The sequence below is a fragment of the Rhodococcus opacus genome (assembly GCF_012396235.1).
In the GTDB taxonomy this organism is placed as follows: domain Bacteria; phylum Actinomycetota; class Actinomycetes; order Mycobacteriales; family Mycobacteriaceae; genus Rhodococcus_F; species Rhodococcus_F opacus.
Genome location: NZ_JAAXPA010000037.1, coordinates 55,607 through 78,270, shown reverse-complemented (window position 1 = coordinate 78,270; position 22,664 = coordinate 55,607). Strand labels below are relative to the sequence as shown.

At 67.0% G+C, this 22,664-nt stretch carries 20 protein-coding genes and 1 pseudogene; 8 read left to right on the top strand and 13 right to left on the bottom strand.

All coding sequences use genetic code 11. From position 1 onward, the window contains the following. Positions 1 to 319: 319 nt before the first annotated feature. The 4 genes from HGB39_RS33750 to HGB39_RS33735 form a co-directional block, all read right to left on the bottom strand. A complete protein-coding gene (locus tag HGB39_RS33750; RefSeq protein WP_005573055.1) occupies positions 320 to 709 on the bottom strand; it encodes a DUF5313 family protein in 390 nt (129 codons plus the stop codon). 70 nt (positions 710 to 779) lie between these two features. After that, positions 780 to 1,541: a MerR family transcriptional regulator gene (locus HGB39_RS33745; protein WP_005573056.1), complete on the bottom strand. Its 762-nt coding sequence runs from the start codon at positions 1,539 to 1,541 to the stop codon at positions 780 to 782. A 39-nt stretch (positions 1,542 to 1,580) separates the two neighbouring features. Then, entirely contained in the window at positions 1,581 to 3,431 is a 1,851-nt protein-coding gene (locus HGB39_RS33740) for an AMP-dependent synthetase/ligase (RefSeq protein WP_054248905.1), read from the bottom strand. 50 nt (positions 3,432 to 3,481) lie between these two features. Continuing rightward, positions 3,482 to 4,801 (bottom strand): MFS transporter, encoded by a 1,320-nt coding sequence (locus HGB39_RS33735; protein ID WP_007296295.1) that lies wholly within the window; start codon positions 4,799 to 4,801, stop codon positions 3,482 to 3,484. A gap of 53 nt (positions 4,802 to 4,854) precedes the next feature. Here HGB39_RS33735 and HGB39_RS33730 point away from each other — a divergent pair, with 53 nt between their 5' ends. Next, positions 4,855 to 5,865, top strand: coding sequence for a GlxA family transcriptional regulator (locus tag HGB39_RS33730; protein WP_054248659.1), 1,011 nt, complete (start codon positions 4,855 to 4,857; stop codon positions 5,863 to 5,865). On the opposite strand, the gene HGB39_RS33725 is transcribed toward HGB39_RS33730, so the two are convergent. Together HGB39_RS33725 and HGB39_RS33720 are read right to left on the bottom strand one after the other, a co-directional pair. Then, positions 5,843 to 7,261: a hypothetical protein gene (locus HGB39_RS33725; RefSeq protein WP_005566718.1), complete on the bottom strand. Its 1,419-nt coding sequence runs from the start codon at positions 7,259 to 7,261 to the stop codon at positions 5,843 to 5,845. The genes HGB39_RS33730 and HGB39_RS33725 overlap by 23 nt on opposite strands. A gap of 6 nt (positions 7,262 to 7,267) precedes the next feature. Then, the gene (locus HGB39_RS33720) at positions 7,268 to 7,666 is read right to left on the bottom strand and encodes a DUF7144 family membrane protein (protein ID WP_005257648.1); all 399 of its coding nucleotides are present in this window, start codon (positions 7,664 to 7,666) and stop codon (positions 7,268 to 7,270) included. A gap of 166 nt (positions 7,667 to 7,832) precedes the next feature. Between HGB39_RS33720 and HGB39_RS33715 the strand changes: the two genes are divergently transcribed. After that, positions 7,833 to 8,240 carry a DUF7144 family membrane protein gene (locus HGB39_RS33715; protein WP_005566719.1) on the top strand — a complete coding sequence of 136 codons (408 nt, stop codon included), beginning with the start codon at positions 7,833 to 7,835 and terminating at the stop codon, positions 8,238 to 8,240. Between the two features lie 36 nt (positions 8,241 to 8,276). Here HGB39_RS33715 and HGB39_RS33710 read toward each other — a convergent pair. Together HGB39_RS33710 and HGB39_RS33705 are read right to left on the bottom strand one after the other, a co-directional pair. Continuing rightward, positions 8,277 to 8,902 (bottom strand): annotated as a pseudogene (locus HGB39_RS33710) (potassium channel family protein). A gap of 107 nt (positions 8,903 to 9,009) precedes the next feature. Then, positions 9,010 to 9,792: an MBL fold metallo-hydrolase gene (locus HGB39_RS33705; protein ID WP_064080064.1), complete on the bottom strand. Its 783-nt coding sequence runs from the start codon at positions 9,790 to 9,792 to the stop codon at positions 9,010 to 9,012. Between the two features lie 34 nt (positions 9,793 to 9,826). On the opposite strand from HGB39_RS33705, the gene HGB39_RS33700 reads away from it, so the two are divergent. After that, on the top strand, positions 9,827 to 11,857 hold the full coding sequence (locus HGB39_RS33700) for a phage holin family protein (RefSeq protein WP_005566721.1): 2,031 nt from the start codon (positions 9,827 to 9,829) through the stop codon (positions 11,855 to 11,857). Positions 11,858 to 11,989: 132 nt separating this feature from the next. Further along, positions 11,990 to 13,339 carry a diacylglycerol/lipid kinase family protein gene (locus HGB39_RS33695; protein WP_064080062.1) on the top strand — a complete coding sequence of 450 codons (1,350 nt, stop codon included), beginning with the start codon at positions 11,990 to 11,992 and terminating at the stop codon, positions 13,337 to 13,339. Here the strand turns inward: HGB39_RS33695 and HGB39_RS33690 are convergent. Genes HGB39_RS33690 through HGB39_RS33670 form a run of 5 tightly spaced genes read right to left on the bottom strand, consistent with a single transcriptional unit; the run spans position 13,306 to position 19,378 of the window. Further along, positions 13,306 to 13,572 (bottom strand): hypothetical protein, encoded by a 267-nt coding sequence (locus HGB39_RS33690; protein ID WP_005257658.1) that lies wholly within the window; start codon positions 13,570 to 13,572, stop codon positions 13,306 to 13,308. The genes HGB39_RS33695 and HGB39_RS33690 overlap by 34 nt on opposite strands. Positions 13,573 to 13,598: 26 nt before the next feature. Continuing rightward, entirely contained in the window at positions 13,599 to 15,314 is a 1,716-nt protein-coding gene (locus HGB39_RS33685; protein ID WP_054248660.1) for a SulP family inorganic anion transporter, read from the bottom strand. Between the two features lie 10 nt (positions 15,315 to 15,324). Further along, the gene (locus HGB39_RS33680; protein ID WP_064080061.1) at positions 15,325 to 18,084 is read right to left on the bottom strand and encodes a cation-translocating P-type ATPase; all 2,760 of its coding nucleotides are present in this window, start codon (positions 18,082 to 18,084) and stop codon (positions 15,325 to 15,327) included. A gap of 27 nt (positions 18,085 to 18,111) precedes the next feature. After that, a complete protein-coding gene (ppk2, locus tag HGB39_RS33675) occupies positions 18,112 to 18,954 on the bottom strand; it encodes a polyphosphate kinase 2 (RefSeq protein ID WP_054246624.1) in 843 nt (280 codons plus the stop codon). A gap of 25 nt (positions 18,955 to 18,979) precedes the next feature. After that, the gene (locus HGB39_RS33670; protein ID WP_054246623.1) at positions 18,980 to 19,378 is read right to left on the bottom strand and encodes a DUF7144 family membrane protein; all 399 of its coding nucleotides are present in this window, start codon (positions 19,376 to 19,378) and stop codon (positions 18,980 to 18,982) included. A 219-nt stretch (positions 19,379 to 19,597) separates the two neighbouring features. Between HGB39_RS33670 and HGB39_RS33665 the strand changes: the two genes are divergently transcribed. The 4 genes from HGB39_RS33665 to HGB39_RS33650 all read left to right on the top strand — a co-directional run bounded on the left by HGB39_RS33665 (position 19,598) and on the right by HGB39_RS33650 (position 22,651). After that, the gene (locus HGB39_RS33665) at positions 19,598 to 19,822 is read left to right on the top strand and encodes a three-helix bundle dimerization domain-containing protein (RefSeq protein ID WP_054246627.1); all 225 of its coding nucleotides are present in this window, start codon (positions 19,598 to 19,600) and stop codon (positions 19,820 to 19,822) included. Between the two features lie 80 nt (positions 19,823 to 19,902). After that, complete coding sequence (locus tag HGB39_RS33660; protein WP_054246622.1) at positions 19,903 to 20,352, top strand: DUF6325 family protein; 450 nt, start codon at positions 19,903 to 19,905, stop codon at positions 20,350 to 20,352. A gap of 76 nt (positions 20,353 to 20,428) precedes the next feature. Further along, positions 20,429 to 20,806, top strand: coding sequence for an SHOCT domain-containing protein (locus HGB39_RS33655; RefSeq protein ID WP_054246621.1), 378 nt, complete (start codon positions 20,429 to 20,431; stop codon positions 20,804 to 20,806). Positions 20,807 to 20,935: 129 nt separating this feature from the next. After that, the gene (locus tag HGB39_RS33650) at positions 20,936 to 22,651 is read left to right on the top strand and encodes an alpha/beta hydrolase (protein ID WP_054246620.1); all 1,716 of its coding nucleotides are present in this window, start codon (positions 20,936 to 20,938) and stop codon (positions 22,649 to 22,651) included. Positions 22,652 to 22,664 lie beyond the last annotated feature (13 nt).

The window sequence follows — 22,664 nt, the reverse complement described above, 5'->3', positions numbered from 1 at the left end:
CGCGGGCGGTGAGCTTGCCCTTGGCGTGGACCTTCTCGACCGCGGCGTCACCGCTGGGGTGCTGCGCTTCGGCCTGACGATTACGCAGGTCGGCGAGCTTTCCCGCCGTCGTGTGAATATCGGGCGTGACCGCCGAATCTGTGACTGTCATCTATGACTGCTCTTCCCGTCGAGGCTGTCGGAACCAGCGCTGCACCCTGTGGGGTACGCGGTTCGTGGGATTACCCACTCGGACGCCGCCACTTTAACGCATTACTTATCGATCGTTCACGTGCGCTGCGTCACCCTCGAAGCGAGAGTGTGATGCATCACGCTGCTGCTACTGGTCCTCGGTGCGGCCGTGGCGGCGCTCGTAGTCCTCGCGCGTGCGGTCGGCGCGACGCTGCGCCTTCGCGCCCAGGAGGTCCGGATCGAGGCCGTGACTGAGCAGACGGTGGCGACGGTAGATGTTCATCAGCGCGACCGCAAAGTAGAGCAGCGGGAGCAGCAGGAGGGCCATCATCGCCAGCGGAATCCAGATCGGACCAGGGATGAGGAGGAACAACGCCAGCACCGCGACGACGGGAAGCATGAAACGGAGGACGTACCGCACCGAGGCTCCCGGCCCGACGAGGTCGTTGCGGACCCAGTCCTGCATCGAATCGGGCAGCGTGCGACCGAAGAGATACCCGACGTACTGACTGGGGCTGGGACGCTGCGCATCGGACATGGTTTCAGGATAGTGCTGACAAACGGAGCGAACTCGACGACGGTGCGTGGTCGAGTTCGCTCAGTTCCCGCTACTGCTGCTCCGCATTCGCGACGATGACGTCCCGGACGTACTGCGCCAGACCGGGGGCGACGTCGTCGTAGTGCCGGCGAAAGCGGTCGTCGGCGAGGTACATCTCGGCGAGGTTCACCTGCATTGCGTGATCGCAGTCGTAGAACCGTTCGATGCCGGCGCGGTGTTCCTCGGCGAGTGCGTTGGCCCGATCGGACCCGGGTTCGACACCGTCGGCCATCGCTTGCGCGAGCGACGCCTCGAATGCGTCTCCCTCGGCCTTGATTCGCTTCCAGTCTTCCTTGCTCATCTTCGCGGACCGCTGCTGGGACTGCTTCCACGCGTCGGTGTCGCCCCAGCGCTCTTCGGCCTCGGCGGCGTACTCCTCGCCCGGCCAGTTGTCGCCGAAGATTTCGTTCTGCTCTTCGGGGGTGAGCTGAATGCCCATGCTTTTCGCCTCCATCATCTTCTCCACGGCAGCAGCCATATCGTGTAAGCGATCGATCCGTTCGCTCAGCAACGCGTGCTGTCGCCGTAGATGCGCGAGGGCATCGACGTCCGGGTCGTCGAGGAGGGCTGCGATCTCCTCGAGGGGGAAGCCCAGTTCGCGGTACGTCAGCACGCGGTGCAGACGTTCCACGTCGGCGTCCGAATAGCTGCGGTACCCACCGGTTGTGCGGTCGGACGGTGCGACCAGACCGATCTCGTCGTAGTGGTGCAGAGTGCGCACGCTCACTCCGACCAGCCTGGCGACCACGCCGACCGTGTGTTTCTCGCTCACGTCCTCTACCGTGCAGCCTTACGTCGCGTGAGGGTCAACTCAGTTGTAGAGATCTTCGAGTTCGTCGGAGAAATTGGTCATCACGACCTTGCGCTTGAGCTTCATGCTCGGTGTGATCTCGCCGTTCTCGACGGTGAGTTCCCGGTCGAGGATGCGGAACTTCTTGATCTGCTCCCACCGGTTCAGTCCGGCGTTGAGTTCCTCGACGTAACCGCCGATCAGGTTGCGGGTTTCCTGGGCGTTCGCGATCTCGGCGAACGATTTGCCGCCCAGCCCGTGATTCTCTGCCCATTCGCCGATCGATTCCGCGTCGAGGGAGATCAGGGCGACGCAGTACGACTTCCCTTCGCCGTCGACGATGAGTTCACCGACGTAGGGGCAGATGCCCTTGAACGTGGCCGCCACGGCGGAGGGTGCGACGTATTTGCCGTTGGACGTCTTGAACATGTCCTTCTTGCGGTCGGTGATCCGTAGGTAGCCGTCCTCGTCCATTTCGCCGATGTCGCCGGTGCGGAACCAGCCGTCATCGGTGAGCGCTTCGGCCGTGGCTTCGGGGTTCTCGTGGTATCCGCTCATGACGCCGGGACCCTTGATGAGGATTTCGCCGTCGTCGCCGATCCTGGTCTCGGTGCCCGGGATGGCCCAGCCGACGGTACCGAACCGGTAGGCCGACGGGCGGTTGACGAACGATGCGGCACTGGTCTCGGACAGTCCGTACCCTTCGAGGACGACGATGCCGACGGCGTCGAACCATTGCGCGACATCACGATTGAGTGCTGCGGAACCGGAGATGAAGAACTTCAGGCGTCCACCGAACCGTTCGCGAATCGTGCTGTACACCAGCCGATCCGCGACGGCGTGCTGGACCGAGTCGAGTAGCGACGGACTCTTGCCCGCCTGCTTGGCCTTCGACACCCTCAGCCCGACGCCGATGGCCCAGTCGAAGATCTTCTCCTTCACCCCACCTTCCTCGCGCACCGTGGAGACGATCCGCGCGTGCGCCTTCTCGAAGATGCGGGGTGCCGCGCCCATGAACGTCGGTTTGACCACCGCGAGGTTCTCGACGATCTTGTCGACGCGCCCGTCGACCGCCGTCGCGAAGCCGATCTGCAGGGGCAGGGTGAGCAAGACCTTCCCGAACACGTGGGACAGCGGGAGCCAGAGGTATTGCAGGTCGTCGGCGTCGAGGATGCCGGTGGCGTCGATGGCGGCCGCCACGTACGTCCATGCGGAGTGCGACAGCCGCACACCTTTCGGCCTGCCGGTGGTGCCGGACGTGTAGATCAGGGTGGCGAGGTCGTCGGGGCCGATCGCCTCGATCCGGTCGTGCACGGCGTCGGGTGTCTCGGCGAGCAGTTCTTCGCCGAGGTCGTGTAACTGGTCGAACGTGATCACCCAGTCGTCGTCTCCGGGGTCGCCGTCGATCAGGACGACCTTCTCGACGGCACCGAGTTCGCTGCGCTCCTCGCGCAGTTTGGCGAGCTGCGCGTGGTCCTCGGCGAAAACGATGCAGCTGCCGGAGTTGGCGACGATGTAGGCGACGTCGCCTGCGGTGGTGGTGGGATACACCGTGGTGGTGGCCGCGCCGGCGCACATGACGGCCAGGTCGGCGAGCACCCACTCGTAGCGGGTGGCGGAAGCCAGCGCCACCCGCTGCTCGGCCTGCACGCCGAGGACGATGAGTCCGGCCGCGAGGTTGCGCACACGGTCGCCCGCCTCGGACCAGGTGACGCTGGACCACTTCTTCGGGTCCGCCGCGTCGACGTGTCGGAACGCTTCGCGGTTGGGTGAGTGGGCCACCCGATCCACGAACAATGCGGCTACCGACGGAGCCCGATTCTCGATTTTGGAGCGGTCAATGACCTCGTCCGATGCGCGCTGAGCTGCCATGTATCGATCTTAGGAACCGGGACCGCTCGGGGGAGTGGTTTCGGGGCAGGTCAACCGTGCTCGGCCGCCATTGTGCGGGGTCTCGCGGCGATGGCCAGAGACATGACGGCGGCGATCGCGCACAGTCCGCCCGCGACGTAGAACGCGGAGTCGTAGCCGCCGAACTGGTCGCGCACCAGTCCCGCGAGGAACGCCACGATGCCGGCGCCGATCTGGTGCGACGCCAGCACCCAGCCGAACACGATGGGTGCGTCGCCGCCGAAGTGTCTGCGGCACAGTGCGACCGTCGGGGGTACGGTCGCCACCCAGTCGAGTCCGTAGAAGATGACGAACGCGATCATCGGCGGGTGCACGGTGTTCGCGAACAGGATCGGCAGCAGCATCAGCGAGATCCCGCGCAGTAGGTAGTAGATGCCGAGGAGCTTGCGTGAATCGAACCGGTCGGTGAACCACCCCGACGCGATGGTGCCGATCACGTCGAAGATCCCGATCACCGCCAGCAGGCTCGCCGCCGCCGTCACCGGCATGCCGTGGTCGTGCGCGGCCGGGACGAAGTGGGTTCCGACGAGTCCGTTGGTGCTCGCCCCGCAGATGGCGAACGTGCCGGCCAGCAGCCAGAACACCCGGGTCCGCGCCGCCGACACCAGCACCGTCACGGCCCGGCCCGCGGCGCCGCCGCGCCCGGTCGGGGCGGGTGGGGCCGCGACGTAGTCGGGTCCGGCGCCGTACGGCACCGTCCCGACGTCGGACGGCCGGTTGCGCAGGAATACGAGGACCAGCGGCACGACGGCGAGGGCCGCGAACGACACCGTCAGCGCCACGGTCTGCCAGTTGTAGTGCTCGGCGACCATTGCGAGAATCGGCAGGAACACCAGCTGTCCGGCGGCGCTGCCCGCGGTGAGGATGCCGGTCACGAGGCCGCGGCGGGCGACGAACCAGCGGTCGACGACGGTGGCCACGAAGGCGAGCGCCATCGACCCGGTACCCAGCCCCACGAGCACGCCCCACAGCAGCACGAGTTGCCAGGTGGCGGTCATGAAGACGGTCAGTCCGCTGCCGGCGGACACCAGGACCAGCGCCGCGGTCACCACCCGCCGCATGCCGAAGCGTTCCATGAGCGCCGCCGCGAACGGCGAGGTCAGCCCGTACAGCACCAGGTTGATCGACACTGCGGCGGAAATGCTTGCCCGCGACCAGCCGAAGTTCTCGTGCAGGGGGTCGATCAGGATCGAGGGCGCCGCCCTGAAACTGGCGGCCCCCACGAGGGCGAGGAACGCGACGGCGGCGACCAGCCAGGCGTAGTGGAGGCGCGGCGGGCGCGTGTCGGTGAGCGGCGCGGGCGGGCCGGGCGGCGCGATCTCGGAAGTCACCAGGCAAGTTTGGTGGGTGTGCCCCGCCCGGGGAAAGCTGCCAGAATGACAACATGCGAAAGAATCTGGCCAGGGCTGAACGTCATCGGGTGGTCGTGCTCGCCCTGGACGGTGTGATCCCGTTCGAACTCGGCATTCCGTCGAGGGTCTTCGGCCGAGCGCACGACGCCGACGGAAATCCGCTGTACGACGTGCAGACCTGCACGGCGGACGGACGGCCTGTGCGTTCGGACGCCGATTTCTCGGTGTCCGTCGATCACGGGCCCGAATTGCTGGCCGAGGCGGACACGGTGGTGATCCCCGCGTCCTACGAACTCGGCCCGGCCTACGACGACGGGCATCTGCCCCCGAACCTGGAGGCGGCTCTCTCCTTCGTCCGGCCCGGCACGCGCTACGTCTCCATCTGCACCGGCTCCTACATCCTCGCCGCCGCGGGGCTCCTCGACGGACTGCGTGCCACCACACACTGGCGCAACGCCGAACATTTCCAGCGCACCTATCCGCAGGTCCGCGTCGATCCCGACGTGCTGTTCGTCGACGAGGGGCACATCCTCACGTCGGCAGGCGTCGCGGCCGGACTCGACCTCTGCCTCCACATCGTGCGCCGCGACCACGGCTCCGGCGTCGCCAATCAGGTGGCGCGCCGATGCGTCGTCCCACCGTGGCGCGACGGCGGGCAGGCGCAGTACATCGAGCGGCCGATCCCGGAGACCACGGCCGAGTCCACCGCGGCCACCCGGGACTGGGCGCTGGATCGGCTGGGTGAGTCACTGACGCTGAGCCGAATGGCCGCGCACTCGAACATGAGCGTCCGCACGTTCACACGGCGGTTCGGTGAAGAGGTCGGCACCACCCCGAACCGCTGGCTGATCACTCACCGGGTCGACCGCGCGCGGCAACTCCTCGAGACCACCGACCTGTCCGTCGACGTCATCGCCCGTGAGGTCGGATTCGGGACGGCGGTGTCACTGCGTCAGCACATGGGCGCCGTGCTCGGCGTCCCACCGTCGGCGTATCGCAGAACGTTTCGGGTCCGGGCGCTCAAGACGACGGCACCGGCGTAGATCCCGAGTCCTCCTTCGTCCCGCTGTCCTCCGCGGTGGTTGTGCGGGCCGGGCGGATGAGCAGTTCGAGTGCCGCGAGCACGAGGAGGGCAATGAACACGATCCACAACACGACCAGTCCGGTGGGGTAGCGCCAGAACATCAGCAGCAGAGCTGCGACGCCGATGATGGCGCAGCGCAGCGGAATTCGGAGTTGGTACGCCCACCGTTCCACTTCGTTCGGCGGTCGGCCGGCGCCGGACTTGCGGGCGAAGTCCAGTGCCTGCCCATAGCCGCGACGCACGGCGGTCGCGGACGACGAGCCGCCGATGAGGAAGGCGCCGATCGCGATCACCAGACCGAGGACCGCGACCGCACGCAGACTTGTCCGCAGCGGTACCAGGACGGTGTCGATGACCGCTGCCGCCGCGTCGGGCGACAGGATGTCGGGTGGGACGCTGTCGAGGTAGATGGCGCGTCCGACGAGAATCCCGATCGCGAGGACGAGCATTCCCAGGGCGATGGACAGGCCGGCGAGGGAGAGCGCGCGCAGCCGTCGGCCACTGGGGGCGACGGCGACCGCGGCGGCGGCGCAGGCGATTCCCAGCCACGGCAGGATGGCCGACGCCTTGTCGAGAGCATTGACTGCGCGCTGCGCCTTCACCAGTTCGGGGGACTGGAACAGCACGAATTGTTTGTCGACCGCGGGGATCTTGTCGGCGAACGCGAAGCCTCGCTCGGTCAGCGCGGCCTTCACATTGTCGATGACGGTGCCCAGAGAGATGCTGACGGTGCCGCTCTGGTCGACCTCCACCGAGCTGAGACCGTAGTTCCCGGTCATCACCGCCACCAGCGCGTTGTGCGCCGAACGGTTCGCCTGGATCCAGAGGTCCTCGAACTGTTGGGACTGCACGAGCGAGCTGACGGTGTCGTGGACGAAGTTCTTTGCCTGGCTGGTGATCACCGGTGCGAGGCCGACCACGGCCGCGTCCAGCCGGGGAGCGTTCGCTGCGAGATTCGAGACGTCGGTCAGTGCCTCGAGTGCGTCCTTGGTGAGCCCCTCGACGTCGACTCGGGTGAAGATCTCGTCGGTGATCTGGTTCGTGATGTCCGCCTGGAGGGCCGGATTCGCACCGAGGGGGGCGACCGTGCTCACGTAGCGGTCGGTGTCGAGGATCTGACTTCTCGTGAAGCGTGCGGTGACCGACGCGAGTGCGAGAACGGCGACCAGGACCAGCAGAATCGTGACGGCCGTCCAGCGCAATCCGTTCCGGGGTGGGCGGGCGACCGGTTCTGTGGGAACACCGGCGGCGGCGCCCGCGGCCTGTCCGCGCAGCGTCGCCACCTCGTCGCGCAACCGGAGGAGTTCGGTGCGTTCGTCCTTGTCGAGTGGGCCGGTGCTCGTGCCGTCTTCCATTGCGGATCAGATCACTTCGGGGTTCCAGGTGGCGACCGCCCAGATCACGACGGCGTTCAGCGCGATGATCGTGATTGCCCACACGGGGTAGTAGGGCAGCCACAGGAAGTTGACGAAGATCGACAAGGCGCACAGCACCATCGCGCCGACACGTGCCCAGGTGGCCCCGGTGAACAGTGCCACACCGACGGCCGCAACGATCACGCCGAGCACGAGATGAATCCATCCCCAGGTAGTGACGTCGAATTGGTAGGTGTACTCGATGCCGACGACGATCACGTCGTCCTTGGCTATCGCGGAGATCCCCTGGAAGAACTCGAGCACGCCGACGGTGACGAGAAGAACCGCCCCGCCCATCGACGTTCCCTTTGCCACACCTTGCTTGACCAGCGATTCATCGGACATGACCGTTCCTCTTTCGTCACCGTACGAAATGAACTGGCGTAAGTAAGTATCCCCCGTCGGTTCACCCTTTGTCTGGAAGATGCCCGGACGTATGCATATTGACCTCGCTCTACGCGGCGACGGAAAATATTTGCAGGCCAATGTATGTCCGGGAAGGGGGATCGCGATGTCCGACGAGTCGTTGGTCAAGCAGGGGGTCGCGGCCGCGACGTCCATGGTGGCTGCGATAGTTTTGCTCACTATCGGAATTCTCCATGTGCTCTCGGGCGTCTCGGCGCTCATGAAGGACGACCTCGTCGTCGCCGGCCCCGAGTACATTTACCAGTTCGACACGACCGCGTGGGGCTGGATTCACCTGGTGCTCGGTGTGATCGTTGCGGCCGTCGGTGTCATGTTGTTCACCGGGGCGACATGGGCCCGTGTCGGCGCCATGGTGATCTGTGCTCTCTCCCTCCTCGCCAATTTCCTGTGGCTGCCCCACTACCCGTGGTGGTCGGTCGTGATGATCGTGCTGGACGTGTTCGTGATCTGGGCTGTCGCGACATGGAAGCCGGGCTACGAGGAGCGGCTCTAGGTCGCAACCCGTAGAGTGCCGGCTCGCGTTCCGTTGTCACTGCGCCGACGAGTCACGGGCGATCCCGGGTTCCGCCGCCAGCGAACCGAGGCTGTCAGCACACGGATGCCCAACGAGATCAGGATCAGATTGCCGATGATCTGTGCCGACACCACCGCCCGAGCGGCCTCCGTGGTGGCCACGATGTCACCGAACCCGACCGTGGCGAACACCGTCAAGGTGAAATAGAGAGCGTCGAGGCGGGTCAGGGCTTCGTCGAAGTTGTCCGGCCCCGAGTACGAGAGCAGAAAGTACGTCGTCGCGTAGGCGACGAGGTAGACCCCCACGGTGACGGCCAACGCCTCCACGGCCTGCGCGACCGGGTACTCGGCCCGCAGCACCCTGCGGATCTGCCAGACGTACACCGCGCAGACCACAGCGAGACCACCGATCACCAGGGACACGGTGCGCAGGTTGTCCACCGTGGTGAAGGGCAGCAGGAAATATGCGCTCACCAGCACCACCGTGGCGCACACCGGGCGCAGCACCGCCGGCACCAGCACACGCACCCGCGCACGTCGGGAGAAACTTCGCACACCGTCCTCGGCCACCGTCACCGCCCGTTTCTCGTCGTCGGCTGCGCTCTGATCCGTTCGGATCCCAGGTCGAGACCGCCGGATCACCACCCTCCAGTTTCCGCCGATCGCGGAGCCGACCAGAGCACATTGGCCGTCTTTGTACTCCGGAGCGCAAAGACCCGTCGATCGGCAGGGTTTCAGGGCAACCGAGTTCACACGCCGAGTTCGTCACCCGGATGCAACTCCACCGCAACGACACCCGCCTGCTCGGCGTGGTGGACGAACTCGGCGCCCGGACCGAAGAACAACCGGGGGCGCACGGCGTCGAGGCCGACCGGCCACAGTGTGCCGTAGTGGATCGGCACCGCCAGTCCCGCCTCCACCAGACGCGCGACGACCGCGGCCCGAGACGGGTCGAGGTGACCCTTGCCGAGTGTCGGACCCCAGCCCCCGACGGGTAGCAGCGCGAGGTCCACGGGGCCGACGTGGTCGGCGAGATCCGGGTACAGGTCGGTGTCACCGGCAAAATAGGACCGCCGGTCCCCCTCGACGACGTACCCGATCGCGGGCGCGAGCTCCGGGCCGCGCCGCGAGCGCCGTCCGTCGTGTCGGGCGGGCACGGCGCGCACGGTGACCTTGCCGATCCTCGTCTCGTCGCCGGGCCGCAGCAGCACCAGGCGGTCGGCGAACTGGCGCAGCGCGGGCAGGCCGTCGACCGCCCGCCACGGGGCCACGATCGGGACGTCCGGATCGAGCAGCCGCAGCGACGGCAGATGGGCATGGTCGGCGTGCAGGTGCGAGAGCAGGACGGCGTCCGGGTTACGCACGTGCGGTCCGGTCGGCGCGGGGCCTCGTCGGCGGCGTAGGTGCGCGACGCGGTCGGTCAGCACCGGATCGGTCAGGACGACCGTCCCGCGGTCCACGATCAGCGCGCTGGCATGTCCGAGCCAGCGCACACCGGCTGCGGCGGCATCCGGCCACGGCGTTGCGCTCACACCCTTACGATTCCAGATGACGAAAGGCGGTGCGATGCGCACGGTGGGCGGCGTGGTGCGGGTGCTCGTCGAGTTCTTCGTGCTCTGGGGGTCGTCGGCGCTCGCGCTCATCGTGCTCGACCGCATCCTCGGCGGCATCGCCCTGGACCGGTCGAGCTTCGCTCCGCTACCGGCACTCCCGGCCGCGCTGGTGCTCGCGTTGGTGTTCGGCCTGCTCAACGCCGCGCTGTGGCCGGTGATCATGCGGTTCATGTCGTGGATCGGCCCGGTGCTGCTGTTCGTCGGGGTATTCCTCGCCGGCGGACTGATCATGCTGTTGACGCTGTACCTGGTACCGGTCGCGTCGGTGGACCAGCTGAGCGATGCATTCGTCCTCGCGGCGCTGCTCTCGCTGTTCACCTCCGTGGTGTCGGGCGCGATCGCGTCCCGCTCCGATACCGCGTACCGACTGATGCAGGTGCGCCGACAGCGGTTCCGGTTGCGTCGCAACGCCGCCCTCGTGGACGCGACCCCGGGGCTTTTGTGTATCCAGATCGACGGCCTCGGTTACGACGTGCTGCGTCGTGCGATCGCCGACGGCGTGACGCCCGGGCTGGCGAAGTTGGTGCGCGAGACCCACCGGCTGGTGCCGTGGCACACCGACTGGAGCAGCCAGACGGGTGCGACCCAGCTGGGCGTGCTGCACGGTTCCAACCACAACGTGCCGGCGTTTCGCTGGTACGACAAGACGACCGAGCGTATTTCGGTGTTCAGCAACCCGGCCGACAACGAGCAGCGCGAACTCGAACGAACGGACATTCCCGGCCTGCTGGCGCACGACGGTGCGAGCCGCGGCAACCTGTTCACCGGCGGCGCGCACGACAACGTGCTCGTCGTCAGTCGCATGCGCGGCGCCCGCCTCGGCGGCGGTGCCGGCTACAGCGACTATTTCGCCGACCCGGCGAGCGCGCTGCGCACGTTCATCCGGATGTTCGCGGAACTGCAACGGGAACTACGCCAGTCACTGCGGCAGAAGCGAAAGGACATCCAGCCGCGGGTGCCACGGGGCGGGGTCTATCCGTTCGTGCGGGCGTTCGCGACCGTGCTCGCCACCGACGTCGCCGTCGCCGCGGTGGTCGGCGATCTGATCAAGGGACGCAGTGTGGTCTACGTCGACCTGATCGGCTATGACGAGGTGTCGCATCACTCGGGCATTTCCCGGCCGGAGACCCTTGCGGTGCTGACCAAACTCGACGACGTCGTCGAGATGGTGCTCGCCGTGGTGGAGCAGGCCGATCGGCCCTACCGCGTCGTCGTGTTGTCCGATCACGGGCAGAGTCAGGGTGCGACCTTCCTGCAACGGTACGGGGAAACTTTGGGGCAGTTGGTTATCCGGCTCGCCACACAGCGCGAACCGGCGGCGGTGAAGCGCCACTGGTACGAGCGCGAATCCGGCGTCTCCCACCAGCCCGGGGCTGAGGGGCGCGGCTACGCCGCAGCGAGCGTGCACTCGCCGACTGCCGGCGAGGAGGCCCACGCCTCTGCAGGCGAGCCGATCGTGCTCGGCTCCGGCAATCTCGGTCTGGTCTACTTCCCGCACCTGCCCGGCCGCGCCGATGTAAATGCCATCGAGGCTGCCCATCCCGGGCTGCTCACCGGGCTGCGCGAGCATCCCGGGGTCGGCTTCCTGCTCGTTGCCGCCCCGGGCGGGTCCGTGGTTTTCGGACCCCACGGCCAGGTCGACGTGACGACCGGCGAGGTCACCGGCGAGAACCCGCTCGCGGTGATGGGCCCTGACGCGCTGGCAAAGGTGCGACGCACCGACACCTTCGACAACGTTGCCGACATCATGGTCGGTGGCGCGTACTGGCCCGAGACCGACGAGGTCGCGGCGTTCGAGGAGCAGGTCGGGTCGCACGGTGGAATGGGCGGACCGCAGAGTACTCCGTTTCTCATCTACCCCGCCGACCTGCCCGCACCGCCCGACCCGCTGCACGGGGCCGAGGCCGTGCACACGGTGCTCGTCGGCTGGCGGGATCTTTCGACGGGACCGCGCGCACGCGACCTATCGGGAACCGGCCCTTGACGGCTGGCGAAGACCCGCAGCCCAAGACGTGCAATGTGCTGCGATCGCCTCCGGGCACGGCGGAAGATGGAACTACGACGGGAAGTCGGACCGTTGTGAGGAAGTACGCGCCGCCGTCGAGGGGGTAGTCACGTGAACAGATCAGGCATCCCCGATACCGGCGACCGTGGCCGGCGGTGGTGGGCCCGTGTGGCGTTCGTGTTCGCCGTCGGTGCGGCGGCAGTGCCCGTGCTGTTCGCCGGGTTGCTGGGCACCGTGGCGTTGCTCATCGTGGGGGCCGGTGGCGTCGTGGTCACGGTGGCAGCGTTGTACTGGTTCCTCACCCGGCGCGGGGTGCTCAGGTGGATCTCGCTGGGGGTGGCGATCGTCGCGCCGATCGTCGTGCTGACGCTGTTCATCCGCGCGCACCTGCTGTGGGTGGTGCTGCTCGCGTACGTGCTCGCTCTGCTGGCCGTCGTCTGCGCCCGCGCCGCTTTGCGTGGCAGACGTGCGGAGATGACCATGCCCGAATACCCTGCCCCGCCCGCGCAGCACCCGTTCCTGATCATGAATCCGCATTCCGGTGGCGGGAAGGTCGCGAAATTCGACCTGAAGCGCAGAGCCGAAGAGCTGGGCGCCGACGTCGTGCTGCTCGAAGGGCCGGCCACCGTCGACGTCACCGCACTGGCCCGGCAGGCGGTCGCGAAAGGGGCCGATCTGCTGGGGGTGGCGGGCGGAGACGGGACCCAGGCGCTCGTAGCGGCGGTCGCGGCCGAACACCACCTGCCGTTCCTCGTGATCAGTGCCGGAACCCGCAACCACTTCGCGATGGATCTCGGACTCGACCGCGCCGATCCGACCCGATCGCTGGACGCACTCCGGGACGGTGTCGAGCTGCGCGTCGACCTCGGCACCATCAACGGTCGAACCTTCGTCAACAATGCCTCGTTCGGGGTCTACGCCGAGATCGTGCGCAGCCCCGCATACCGCGACGACAAGGCCGCGACAGTGCTGACGCTGCTCCCCGATCTGCTCACCGGGCACGCCGGGCCTCGATTGGTCGCACGGATCGGTGAGACTGCCGTGGAGGGACCGCAGGCGGTCCTGGTGAGCAACAATCCGTACGGTAACGGTGATCTGGCGGGTCTGAGCCGCCGGGACCGTCTCGATCGCGGCGTCCTCGGCGCGGTCACCCTGTCGGTGGCGAACACCCGGCAGGCGGTCGGTCTGCTGCGCCGCACCAACGTACGCGGCCTGACGCAGGAAACGTCGATGGAGGTGGTCGTAGACGCCGACACACCGGAGATCCCCGTGGGAGTCGACGGCGAATCCCTCCTGCTCCGCACTCCGGTGCGGTGCACCATCGAACCGGACGCCTTGCGGGTGCGGGTGCCCAGGACGAGGCCCGGGGTGCGTCCCGCTGCACCGGCGTTCGACTGGGTTCGACTGTGGCGGACGGCGTTCCGACCTCACCCCCCGTCCGGGTCGGCGCCCCGAGACTGAATACGGGAGGTGGTTCTCGATCGTTCGGCAATGCCGTCGCTCTTCAGGATCACGTAGATCAGTGCCGACACGAACGGAACGAGGAGCAGGAAACACACCCAGAACGCTTTCATCCACCCCGAGGTCCCGTGGTCGCGGAACAGGTCGGCGCTGATCGCGAACAGCAGCAGGAGATACGCCAGGAACGCGAAGGCGATGGCACCGAGCCAGAAGATCGTCCAGAAGGAATCCATGCGCCGCGCCCCGTCCTGTGGTCGGTTCAGTCGTCGGTCGGATCGGCGGTGTGATCGGCTCGACTGTGGAATGCGGCCACGGCGGCGTCGATGGTGGGATAGAAGTGTGTCGCGTCGAACCTGTCGCCCACCCCGAACCGGATGAGCCGATCCTTGATCGGGCCCTTCATCTCCGCGAACGCCAACCGGATCTGTTTCCCTTCGAGATACGTGTCGAGGTCGACGAGTTCGTCGACGGCGGTGGTGTCGAGACCGGTGATCGGCTCGGCGGCCACGATCACCCACTCGACCGGGCTCGGCGCTGTCGCCACCACCGAGCGCACGTATTCGTCGAAGATCTCGCCGTTGGCGAAGAAGAGGGGAGCGTCGAAGCGCACCAGTACCAGTCCGGGGATGCGGAGGCCGCCGGGGTGGCGTTCGACGTCATGGAAGCCGGGGCGGTCGGTCGTCCGGACGAGTTCCGTGCGGTACGGCTGCCAGGCCTGCGCGACCACCGCGACGAAGGACAGCCCGATCGCGACGAGGATGCCCTGCAGCACGCCCACCAAAGCGACCCCGAGGAATGCCGCGACGGCGAGTCCGAACTCCACAGTGCTCATGCGCCACATCCGGATCATTCCACTCACATCGACCAGCGCCGTGGCGGCGACGATCACCACGGCCCCGAGTGTCGCGTCGGGGAGGTACGTGGTGACCCCGGGGGCGACGAGAACGAAGACCAGGACGGCGAGTGCTCCGACGACGCAGGCGAGTTGGGTGCGGGCGCCGCTCTGTTCGGCCACCGGGGTCCGCGACCCGCTGGCGGAGATGGGGAACCCGCCGAACAGTCCACCGGCGATGTTGGCCACGCCGACCGCCTTCATCTCCGTGCTGCCGTTCACGTCTTCACCGTGCCGGGCGGCGAACGTGCGGGACAGCACCCCTGTGTCGGCGAACGCGATCAGGGCGATACCGGCCGCGGGGCCGACGAGGTTCCCCACGTCCCCCCAGTCGACACCGCCGAACGACGGCAGCGGCAGGCCGGCGGGCAGGGCGCCGACCATCCCGATGTCGTCGGTGAGTCCGAGTGCGGCGGACAGGATGATCGCGCCGACCACGGCCACGAGGACGCCGGGGATGCGGGGCACCCAGATGCGGAACCCGATGATGACGGCGAGGGATCCGATGCCCACTGCGGCGGCGACGGGGTCGATGTTGCCCTGTACCACGGACTTTCCGATCTCCCCGATCTCTCCGATGAGGCCGGACGCGTCGACGGAGAATCCGAGCAGCTTGGGCAGTTGGCCGACGACGACGATGAGCGCGATCGCATTGAGATAGCCGAGCCGGATGGGCTTCGACAGCAGTTCGGTCACGAAGCCGAGATGCAGGAATCCGCCGACGAGGAGAATGAGGCCGACGAGGACGCCGAGGATTCCGGCGAGCGCGAGCGCGCTCTCCGGGTCGTCGGCCACGGCGAGAGGCAGTACCGCCGCGGCGATGAGCGGCGCGAGCGACGAGTCCGGGCCGAGCACGAGGATTTTCGACGGCCCCACCACGGCATACGCGAGGAGCGGGATGATCGTGGCGTAGAGGCCGGCGTAGGCGGGCAACCCGGCGGCCTCCGCGTACCCCATCCCGGCGGGGATGAGCAGGGCGGTGAGGACGAGCCCGGCGGTGATGTCGGGGCGCAGCCATTCGCGGTGGTACGCCCGCGCCGTCGCGATGCCCGGCAACTGCGCGAGGCTGCCTGTCCAGGACACGGTCCCGGCCTCAGCGTGCGCGCTGGGGGTCGACGGCGGCGGGGGCGGTCATCGGTGCGGGCGGCGCCGAGTGGAGGTGGCGCCGGCGCCGGAACGCCTTCTCCGCTTCGACGACGATCGGGATGATCAGTGACCACCCGAGGCAGGCGAGCCACTGGCCGCCGGTCAGCGACGTGGTCATGAGGAGGTCCTGGAGGAACCCGGCCTCGACCGCGAACACCGTCACGATGGTCGGGATCGAGAGGATCTTCAGTGCGCCGAGGATCGGTGGGGTGAGCCCGGATTCCGGGTCGCGTCGCATGACGAGCCCGGCGAGGATGGAACCGAACGACAGCACCACGAACGCCGTCGTCATGGGAACGTTCGCCTCGGTCGTGCTCATCTCGCCCGGCGCGAGGAGCATCGCGGCGAGCGTGACTGCGAACTGCAGGACGCCGTATGCCAGCCACTGCACGAACGCCCTCCGGTTGGCGATCGGCATCTGCGGGTCGCGGGGCGGCTTGTTCATCAGATCCGGTGCAGGCGGGTCGAGCATGATGACGGCGACCGGGAACAGCGTGATGAAGAAGTGCTGGAACAGCACCATCAGCGGGGTGAGCGCGACCCCGTCGTTGATGTCGAAAATGCTCGCGACGAGAAATAGCAGCACCAGCGAGAACAGTTTCGACATCTGGTACCGGATGTAGGACACGATCTTGTCGTAGATGTTGCGGCCCAGTCGGATCGCGGTGATCAGGGTCCCGAAATTATCGTCGGTGAGCACCATCTTGCCCGCCTGTTTGGTGACTTCGCTGCCCGAGCCCATGGCTACGCCGATATCGGCCTTCTTCAGCGCGGCCGCGTCGTTGACGGCGTCCCCGGTCATCGCCACGACGGCGCCGTTCTTCTGCATGATGTCGGCCAGGCGCAGTTTGTCCTGGGGGGTGACGCGGCCGAACACGTGCAGATGCGGGAGTGCGGCCGACAGTTCCTCATCGGTCATGGCCTGCAGTTCCGCACCACCGATCGCGCCTGGTCCGAGCCCGAGTTCGGCGCCGATCGCGGATGCCGTGATCGCGTGGTCGCCGGTGATCATGCGGACGTCGATGCCCGCCTCGTGGGCGGTGCGCACCGATTCGATCGCCTCCGGCCGAAGCGGGTCGATGATCCCGACCATGCCGACGAACGTGAGGTCCGCGACATAGGACATGGGGTCGGCCACCGCGGCCTCCTCCTGCCCGTCGAGGCGGCGGACCGCGAAGGCCAGCACGCGAAGCCCCTTCTCGGACATGGTCCGGTTCGCTGCCGTCAGTTCCTCCCGGACCTCGTCGAGCGGCACCTCCTGCCTGCCCGGCCGGAAGGCGGTCGTGCACCGCGCCAGGACCACGTCGGGCCCGCCCTTGACCAGTTCCACGAATTGGGTTCTGCCATCGACCTCGAGATGGTGGAACGTCGCCATGAACTTGTACGCGGAGTCGAACGGCACGGCGGCGACGCGCGGATACGTCCGCCGGGTCAGTGGGGCGTCGACACCGATCTTCGCCGCGAGCACCACCAGCGCGGCCTCCGTCGGGTCGCCGACGACCTCTCCGGTGCCGGAGACCGTGGCGTCGCTGTCGAGGCACAACCCGTACGCGAGCAGCGTGAAATCCGGGACCGCCTCGCCCGCGACGTGGGTGATCTTCCCCGACTTGGCGTAGCCCTCACCGTCGACGGTGTACCACCGGCAGTGGAAGTACAGCGACCGCACGGTCATCTGGTTCATCGTCAGCGTGCCGGTCTTGTCCGAGTTGATTACGCTGGTCGCGCCGAGCGTCTCGACGTCCGTGAGGTTCTTCACGATGGCTTTGGCGTCGGCCAGCTGCCGTGCGCCGTAGGCCAGCATCGCCTGGACGAACGTCGGCAGACCGGTCGGGATCGCGGAGACCCCCATGGAAATGCCGAGCAGCAGCAGCGTCGTCACGTCCTGTCCGCGAATCACCCCGATGATCACGATGATCGCCACCGAAGTCCACGCGATGACGCCGAGCACTTTCGTGAGCGAGTCCAGTTCGCGCTGCAGCGGAGACTTGCTGGGCGCGACCGCAGAGAGCATCGACGCGATCTGACCCATCTGGGTGTGCATGCCGGTCTCCGTGACCACCATGGTGGCGGTGCCGCGGGTGACCGAGGTGTTCTGGAAGCCCATGTTGCTGCGGTCGCCGAGAGAAACGTCGATGGTGCCGAGCGTCTGGGGGTCCTTCGCGACGGGTGCACTCTCACCCGTCAGTGCCGCCTCCTGGGTCTCCAAGGTGGCCGTCGTGAGAAGGCGGCCGTCCGCGGGGACGATGTCGCCCGCCTCGAGCTGCACGACGTCGCCCGGTACGAGCTCGGTGGCGTCGAGCTGGGTCAGAGCGCCGTCGCGGACCACCCGCGCCTGCGGTGTCTGCATCTTCGCCAGTGCGTCGACGCTGGCGCGCGCCTTCACTTCCTGCCGTGTGCCCAGCACGATGTTGAGCCCGACGAGAACCGCGACCACGATCGCCGTCGGGATTTCGCCGATGACGATGCTGACCACGGCCACCGCGACCAGCATCAGGTTCATGGGGTCCTTCAACTGCAGCAACGCGATCGACCACGTCGAAGGCGGCGGCTCGGAGGCGATCTCGTTCGGACCGTGCCGTCGGCGACGTTCGTCTACTTCGCCGGTCGTCAGCCCCGCCTGCCGATCGGAGGCCAGTGCGGACACGACGGCGTCGGCGTCCTGGGCATGCCAGGCCGTCTGCGCTTGCGTGGGTTCCGTCGAGACCATGACCGCTCGTCCTTTCGGCTCGGATCCTCAGTAGGGGGTGGGAATCCAGTGCAGTGGTTGCCTCGGCGCCTCGTAGCCGTGCGGGCCCCGCCGCTCCGGCAAGGTGATGTCGGGGCGTTCGAGGGGTTCGTAGGGGATCTGGCTCAGCAGATGGCTGATGATGTTGAGCCGGCCGCGCTTCTTGTCGTCGTTGACCGCGACGTACCAGGGCGCCCAGCCGGTGTCGGTGAAGTGGAACATCTCGTCCCGTGCACGCGAGTAGTCGTACCAGTGGGTGTACGACTTCAGGTCCAGGTCCGACAGCTTCCAGATCTTCCGCGGATCGTCGATCCGGCTCTGCAGGCGCAGCGTCTGCTGGTCCTCGCTCACCTCCAGCCAGTACTTCAGCAGGATGACGCCCGAGTCGACGATCGCGCGTTCGACCGTCGGGACGAGTTGGAGGAACTGCTGAGCTTCCTCCTCGGTGCAGAAGCCCATCACCCGTTCGACGCCCGCGCGGTTGTACCAACTGCGGTCGAAGATGACGATCTCCCCGCCGGCCGGGAGATAGGGCAGGTACCGCTGCACGTACATCTGCGACTTCTCGCGATCCGTCGGGGCGGGTAGGGCGACGACACGGAACACGCGTGGACTGACCCGCTCGGTGATCGCCTTGATGACGCCGCCTTTCCCGGCGGTGTCGCGACCCTCGAACACGATGCAGATTCTCGCGCCCGACGATTTCACCCACTCCTGTAATGCGACGAGTTCGCCGTGAAGTGGGCGGAGCAGGCGGCTGTACTCCTTGTTCTTCATCGGTGCGGCGGGCTCGGCACCGCCTGGCCGGGGCAGGTCGAGCCCGGACTTCTCGTGCTTCGTCTTCTTTCCCACGGTTTCTACCCCGGCCGCCGACTGCTCAGACCCGAGCCGGCTGCCAGGTCGACACGGCCCAGATCACCACGACGTCGAGCGCGATGATGAGCACCGACCACCACGGGTAATACGGCAGCCACAGGAAGTTGGCGAATATGGAGACTGCCGCGATCACGATCGCGGACACCCGCGCCCATCCCGCGCCGGTGAGCAGCGCGAGGCCGACCGCCGCAACGAGCACACCCAGCACGATGTGAATCCAGCCCCACGTGGTCAGGTCGAACTTGTAGACGTAGTTCACCCCCGACACGAATACTTCGTTCTCGGCGACCGCGGCGATTCCCTGGCAGAACTGGATGATGCCCACGGTCACCATGATGATGGCCGCCCCGATCGAAGTGCCTGCCGCGACGCCCTGCTTGACCGACGTTGTCTCGGGCATGACCGTCCCCTTCCCTACCGCGAGCCGGGCGGCCCGGTACCACCCATTGTCCGCCGTCTCCGCGTGGTAGTAGTCGTGAAACCGTATTTCCGGGCAGTACTCCGGAAACTGGAGTGATCCCAGAGTCGTGAATATTCACGGTCTTGACACCGAACCGAGTTGCTCGAGAGGCCATTTCGTGTCTTGACGGCGGTTTCGCAGCGGGACGACGATGAGTCGATGATCGGTGACGACGAGTTGCTTCAGGTCGAGCAGGTCATCGAGCGCCTGATGACTCGGTACCCGTCCGTCTCACCCGTGGACATCGAGCACGCCGTGCGCACCGTTCACAAGCGCTTCGCGGATTGCAGGATCCGGGACTTCGTCCCGCTCCTGGTGGAGAAGGCGGCCCGACGCGACCTTGCCGACAGTACGTTGCCGGCCGCCGATGGCGTCGTTCTCTAGCGGCGTCGTCCCCGGCTGGGTGATACTGGCAGCAAGCCGTGTGTGGCTGTCGCTGCTGTCTTCAGAAGAGAGGTCCTGCAGTGAACGACACCGATTTCGACGAACTCGGACCCATCGACTATCTCGTCGTCGAGTTCCCTGCCGACCGGAGACCCGACGGATCGGCGTTGCCGCTTCTCATCGACCTGGTCGACCGAAACATCATCCGGGTGCTCGATCTGGTCTTCGTCCGCAAGGAAGCCGACGGATCGCTCGCCGGTATCGCCGTCGAGGACCTCGGGTTCGAGGGCGGTGTGGACGTGACGGTGTTCGCCGAGGCGACGACGGGTCTGATCGACCGAACAGACCTCGAGGATGCGGCTGCCGTCCTCGCCCCGGGCTGTTCCGGGGCCATTCTCGTCTACGAGAACACCTGGGCCGCACCGTTCGCCTCCGCCCTCCGGCGCGAAGGCGCGCAGCTCGTGGCCTCGGGACGTATCCCCGTCCAGGGCATTCTGGCCGCGCTCGACACGCTCGACGCCACTAGTTGAGATTTCGAGGAGCACATCGTGCCAGGCCAGAGTCCTGGTCTCCTGACCGGAACACCGAGTGGACGGAGCGTCGAAAATGGAAGGCTTCTGGGAGTTCTTCTGGTTCATCTTCGTCTGTTTCGCCTTCGCGGCCTACTTGTCCGTGTTGTTCGCGATCATCTCTGACCTGTTCCGGGACCGCGAGACGTCGGGGTGGGTGAAGGCGATCTGGATCCTCTTGCTGTTCGTCGTTCCCTTCCTGTCGGCACTGGTGTACGTGATCGCCCGGGGCGACGGCATGGCGAAGAGGTCGATGGCCGCCGCCGAGCAACACAGGCAAGCGCAGGACACCTATATCCGGGACGTCGCCGGACAGTCTCCGGCTCAGCAGATCACGGATGCCAAGGCGCTGCTCGATTCCGGCGCGATCACCGACGCCGAGTTCCAGGCGATCAAGACGAAGACACTGGCGTAGCGTCCGCCGGCGGTCGGCCGGGCAGACTCGTCCGAATGCGAACATCCCAGGTGGGCTTCGGTGTTCACCGGACGTGATGTGATTGCGGATTGCTGTCGATAGCGACTCGGTGACGGCTACGCTTGCCAGGTGCCGAACGATGTGATCGATGGTGCACCCGAGCGCGAAGCCGGTCCCGTCCGGCCACCCGGGTATCGCCGCTGGCTTCCGGATCGCTATGCCTTCGGGGGGCTGGTGGTCGCGGTCCTGTTCGTGTGGCTGTCGTTGACGCCGACACTCCTGCCGCGCGGTCCGTTCTTCCAGGGATTGGTCACCGGCGTATCGGCGGCGTTCGGCTACGCCATCGGATTCCTCGGTTCCAAGTTGGTCCGCTACCTCGTGCAGCGGGAGGCGCCCACCCGTGTGAAGACGGTGGTGCGCCGGGTCGCGTCGGTGATCGGAATCGTCGGAACCGCGGCGATACTGGTGTGGTTCTGGGATTGGCAGTCGCAGTTGCGGGCGATCATGAGCGCCGCACCGTTCCCGTGGTTCGGCTATCTCGTCATGGTGGTCGTCGCGGTGCTGATCTACGTCGGGTTGGTGGCGCTGGCCCGGGTGCTGCTGCGGGCGGTGTGGTGGGTCGAACGCAAGATCAGCCGGGTGGTGCCGCGGCGGATCTCGGCGACGGTCATCGGCGTACTGGTGGTGGCGCTGCTGTTCGCACTCGTCAACGGCGCCGCGGTGCGCGTGATCATGTCGGGGCTGAACAATTCGTTCGCCGCCGTCAACCAGGAGACCAAGGCCGGTGACGAGCCACCGACGTCGTCGCTGCGTTCGGGCGGACCGGACTCGCTCGTGACGTGGGATTCGCTGGGGCGGCAGGGCCGTTCCTTCATGTCGCGTGGCCCGACCGTCGAAGAATTGTCCGCGTTCAATGGTGGGCGGCCCGCGGTGGAGCCGATCCGGACTTACGCCGGGCTGGCCAGCGGCGGCGATTCGATCAGCGGGAACGCCCAGCTGGCAGCGGACGAACTCGAACGCGCCGGCGGGTTCGATCGTGCGGTGGTCGGCGTGGCCACTACCACCGGTACCGGGTGGATCAACGAGAGTCTCGCCTCATCGCTGGAGTACATGTACAACGGCGACACGGCGATGGTCGGATTGCAGTACTCCTATCTGCCGAGTTGGCTGTCCTTCCTGGTGGACAAGGAGCGTGCCCATCAGGCCGGGGAGGCGTTGTTCGACGCGGTGTACGACAAGTGGAAGGTATTGCCACCGGAAACTCGTCCGAAACTCGTCGTCATGGGAGAGAGTCTCGGATCCTTCGGGGGCGAAAGTGCATTCGGCAGTGTCGACGATGTCGAGGCCCGTACCGACGGTGTGCTGTTCACGGGGCCGCCGAACGCGAACGAGATATGGACCGACGTCACTACAAACCGCGATCCGGGTTCGCCCGAATGGCTGCCGATCTACGAGCAGGGCGGGACCGTCCGCTTCGGAGCACGCGCACCGGAGGACCTGCCACGCCCCGACGCCCCGTGGGGACGGCCACGGATGGTCTATCTCCAACACCCATCGGACCCGATTGTCTGGTGGTCACCGGAACTCCTGCTGAGCGAGCCCGACTGGCTGAAGGAGGACCGTGGCTACGACGTCCTCGACAGCACGCAGTGGTTCCCGTTCGTGACTTTTCTTCAGGTGGCGGCCGACATGGCGGTGTCGACGGGTGTTCCCGACGGGCACGGACACACGTACGTCGTCGACATCGCCGACGCGTGGAGCGCAATCCTGTCGCCCGACGGCTGGACCCCGGCAGACAACGATCGCCTGCGGACGACGCTCGCCGAGATGGGGGAGGACGGCTGACCTCCTCGCGTGC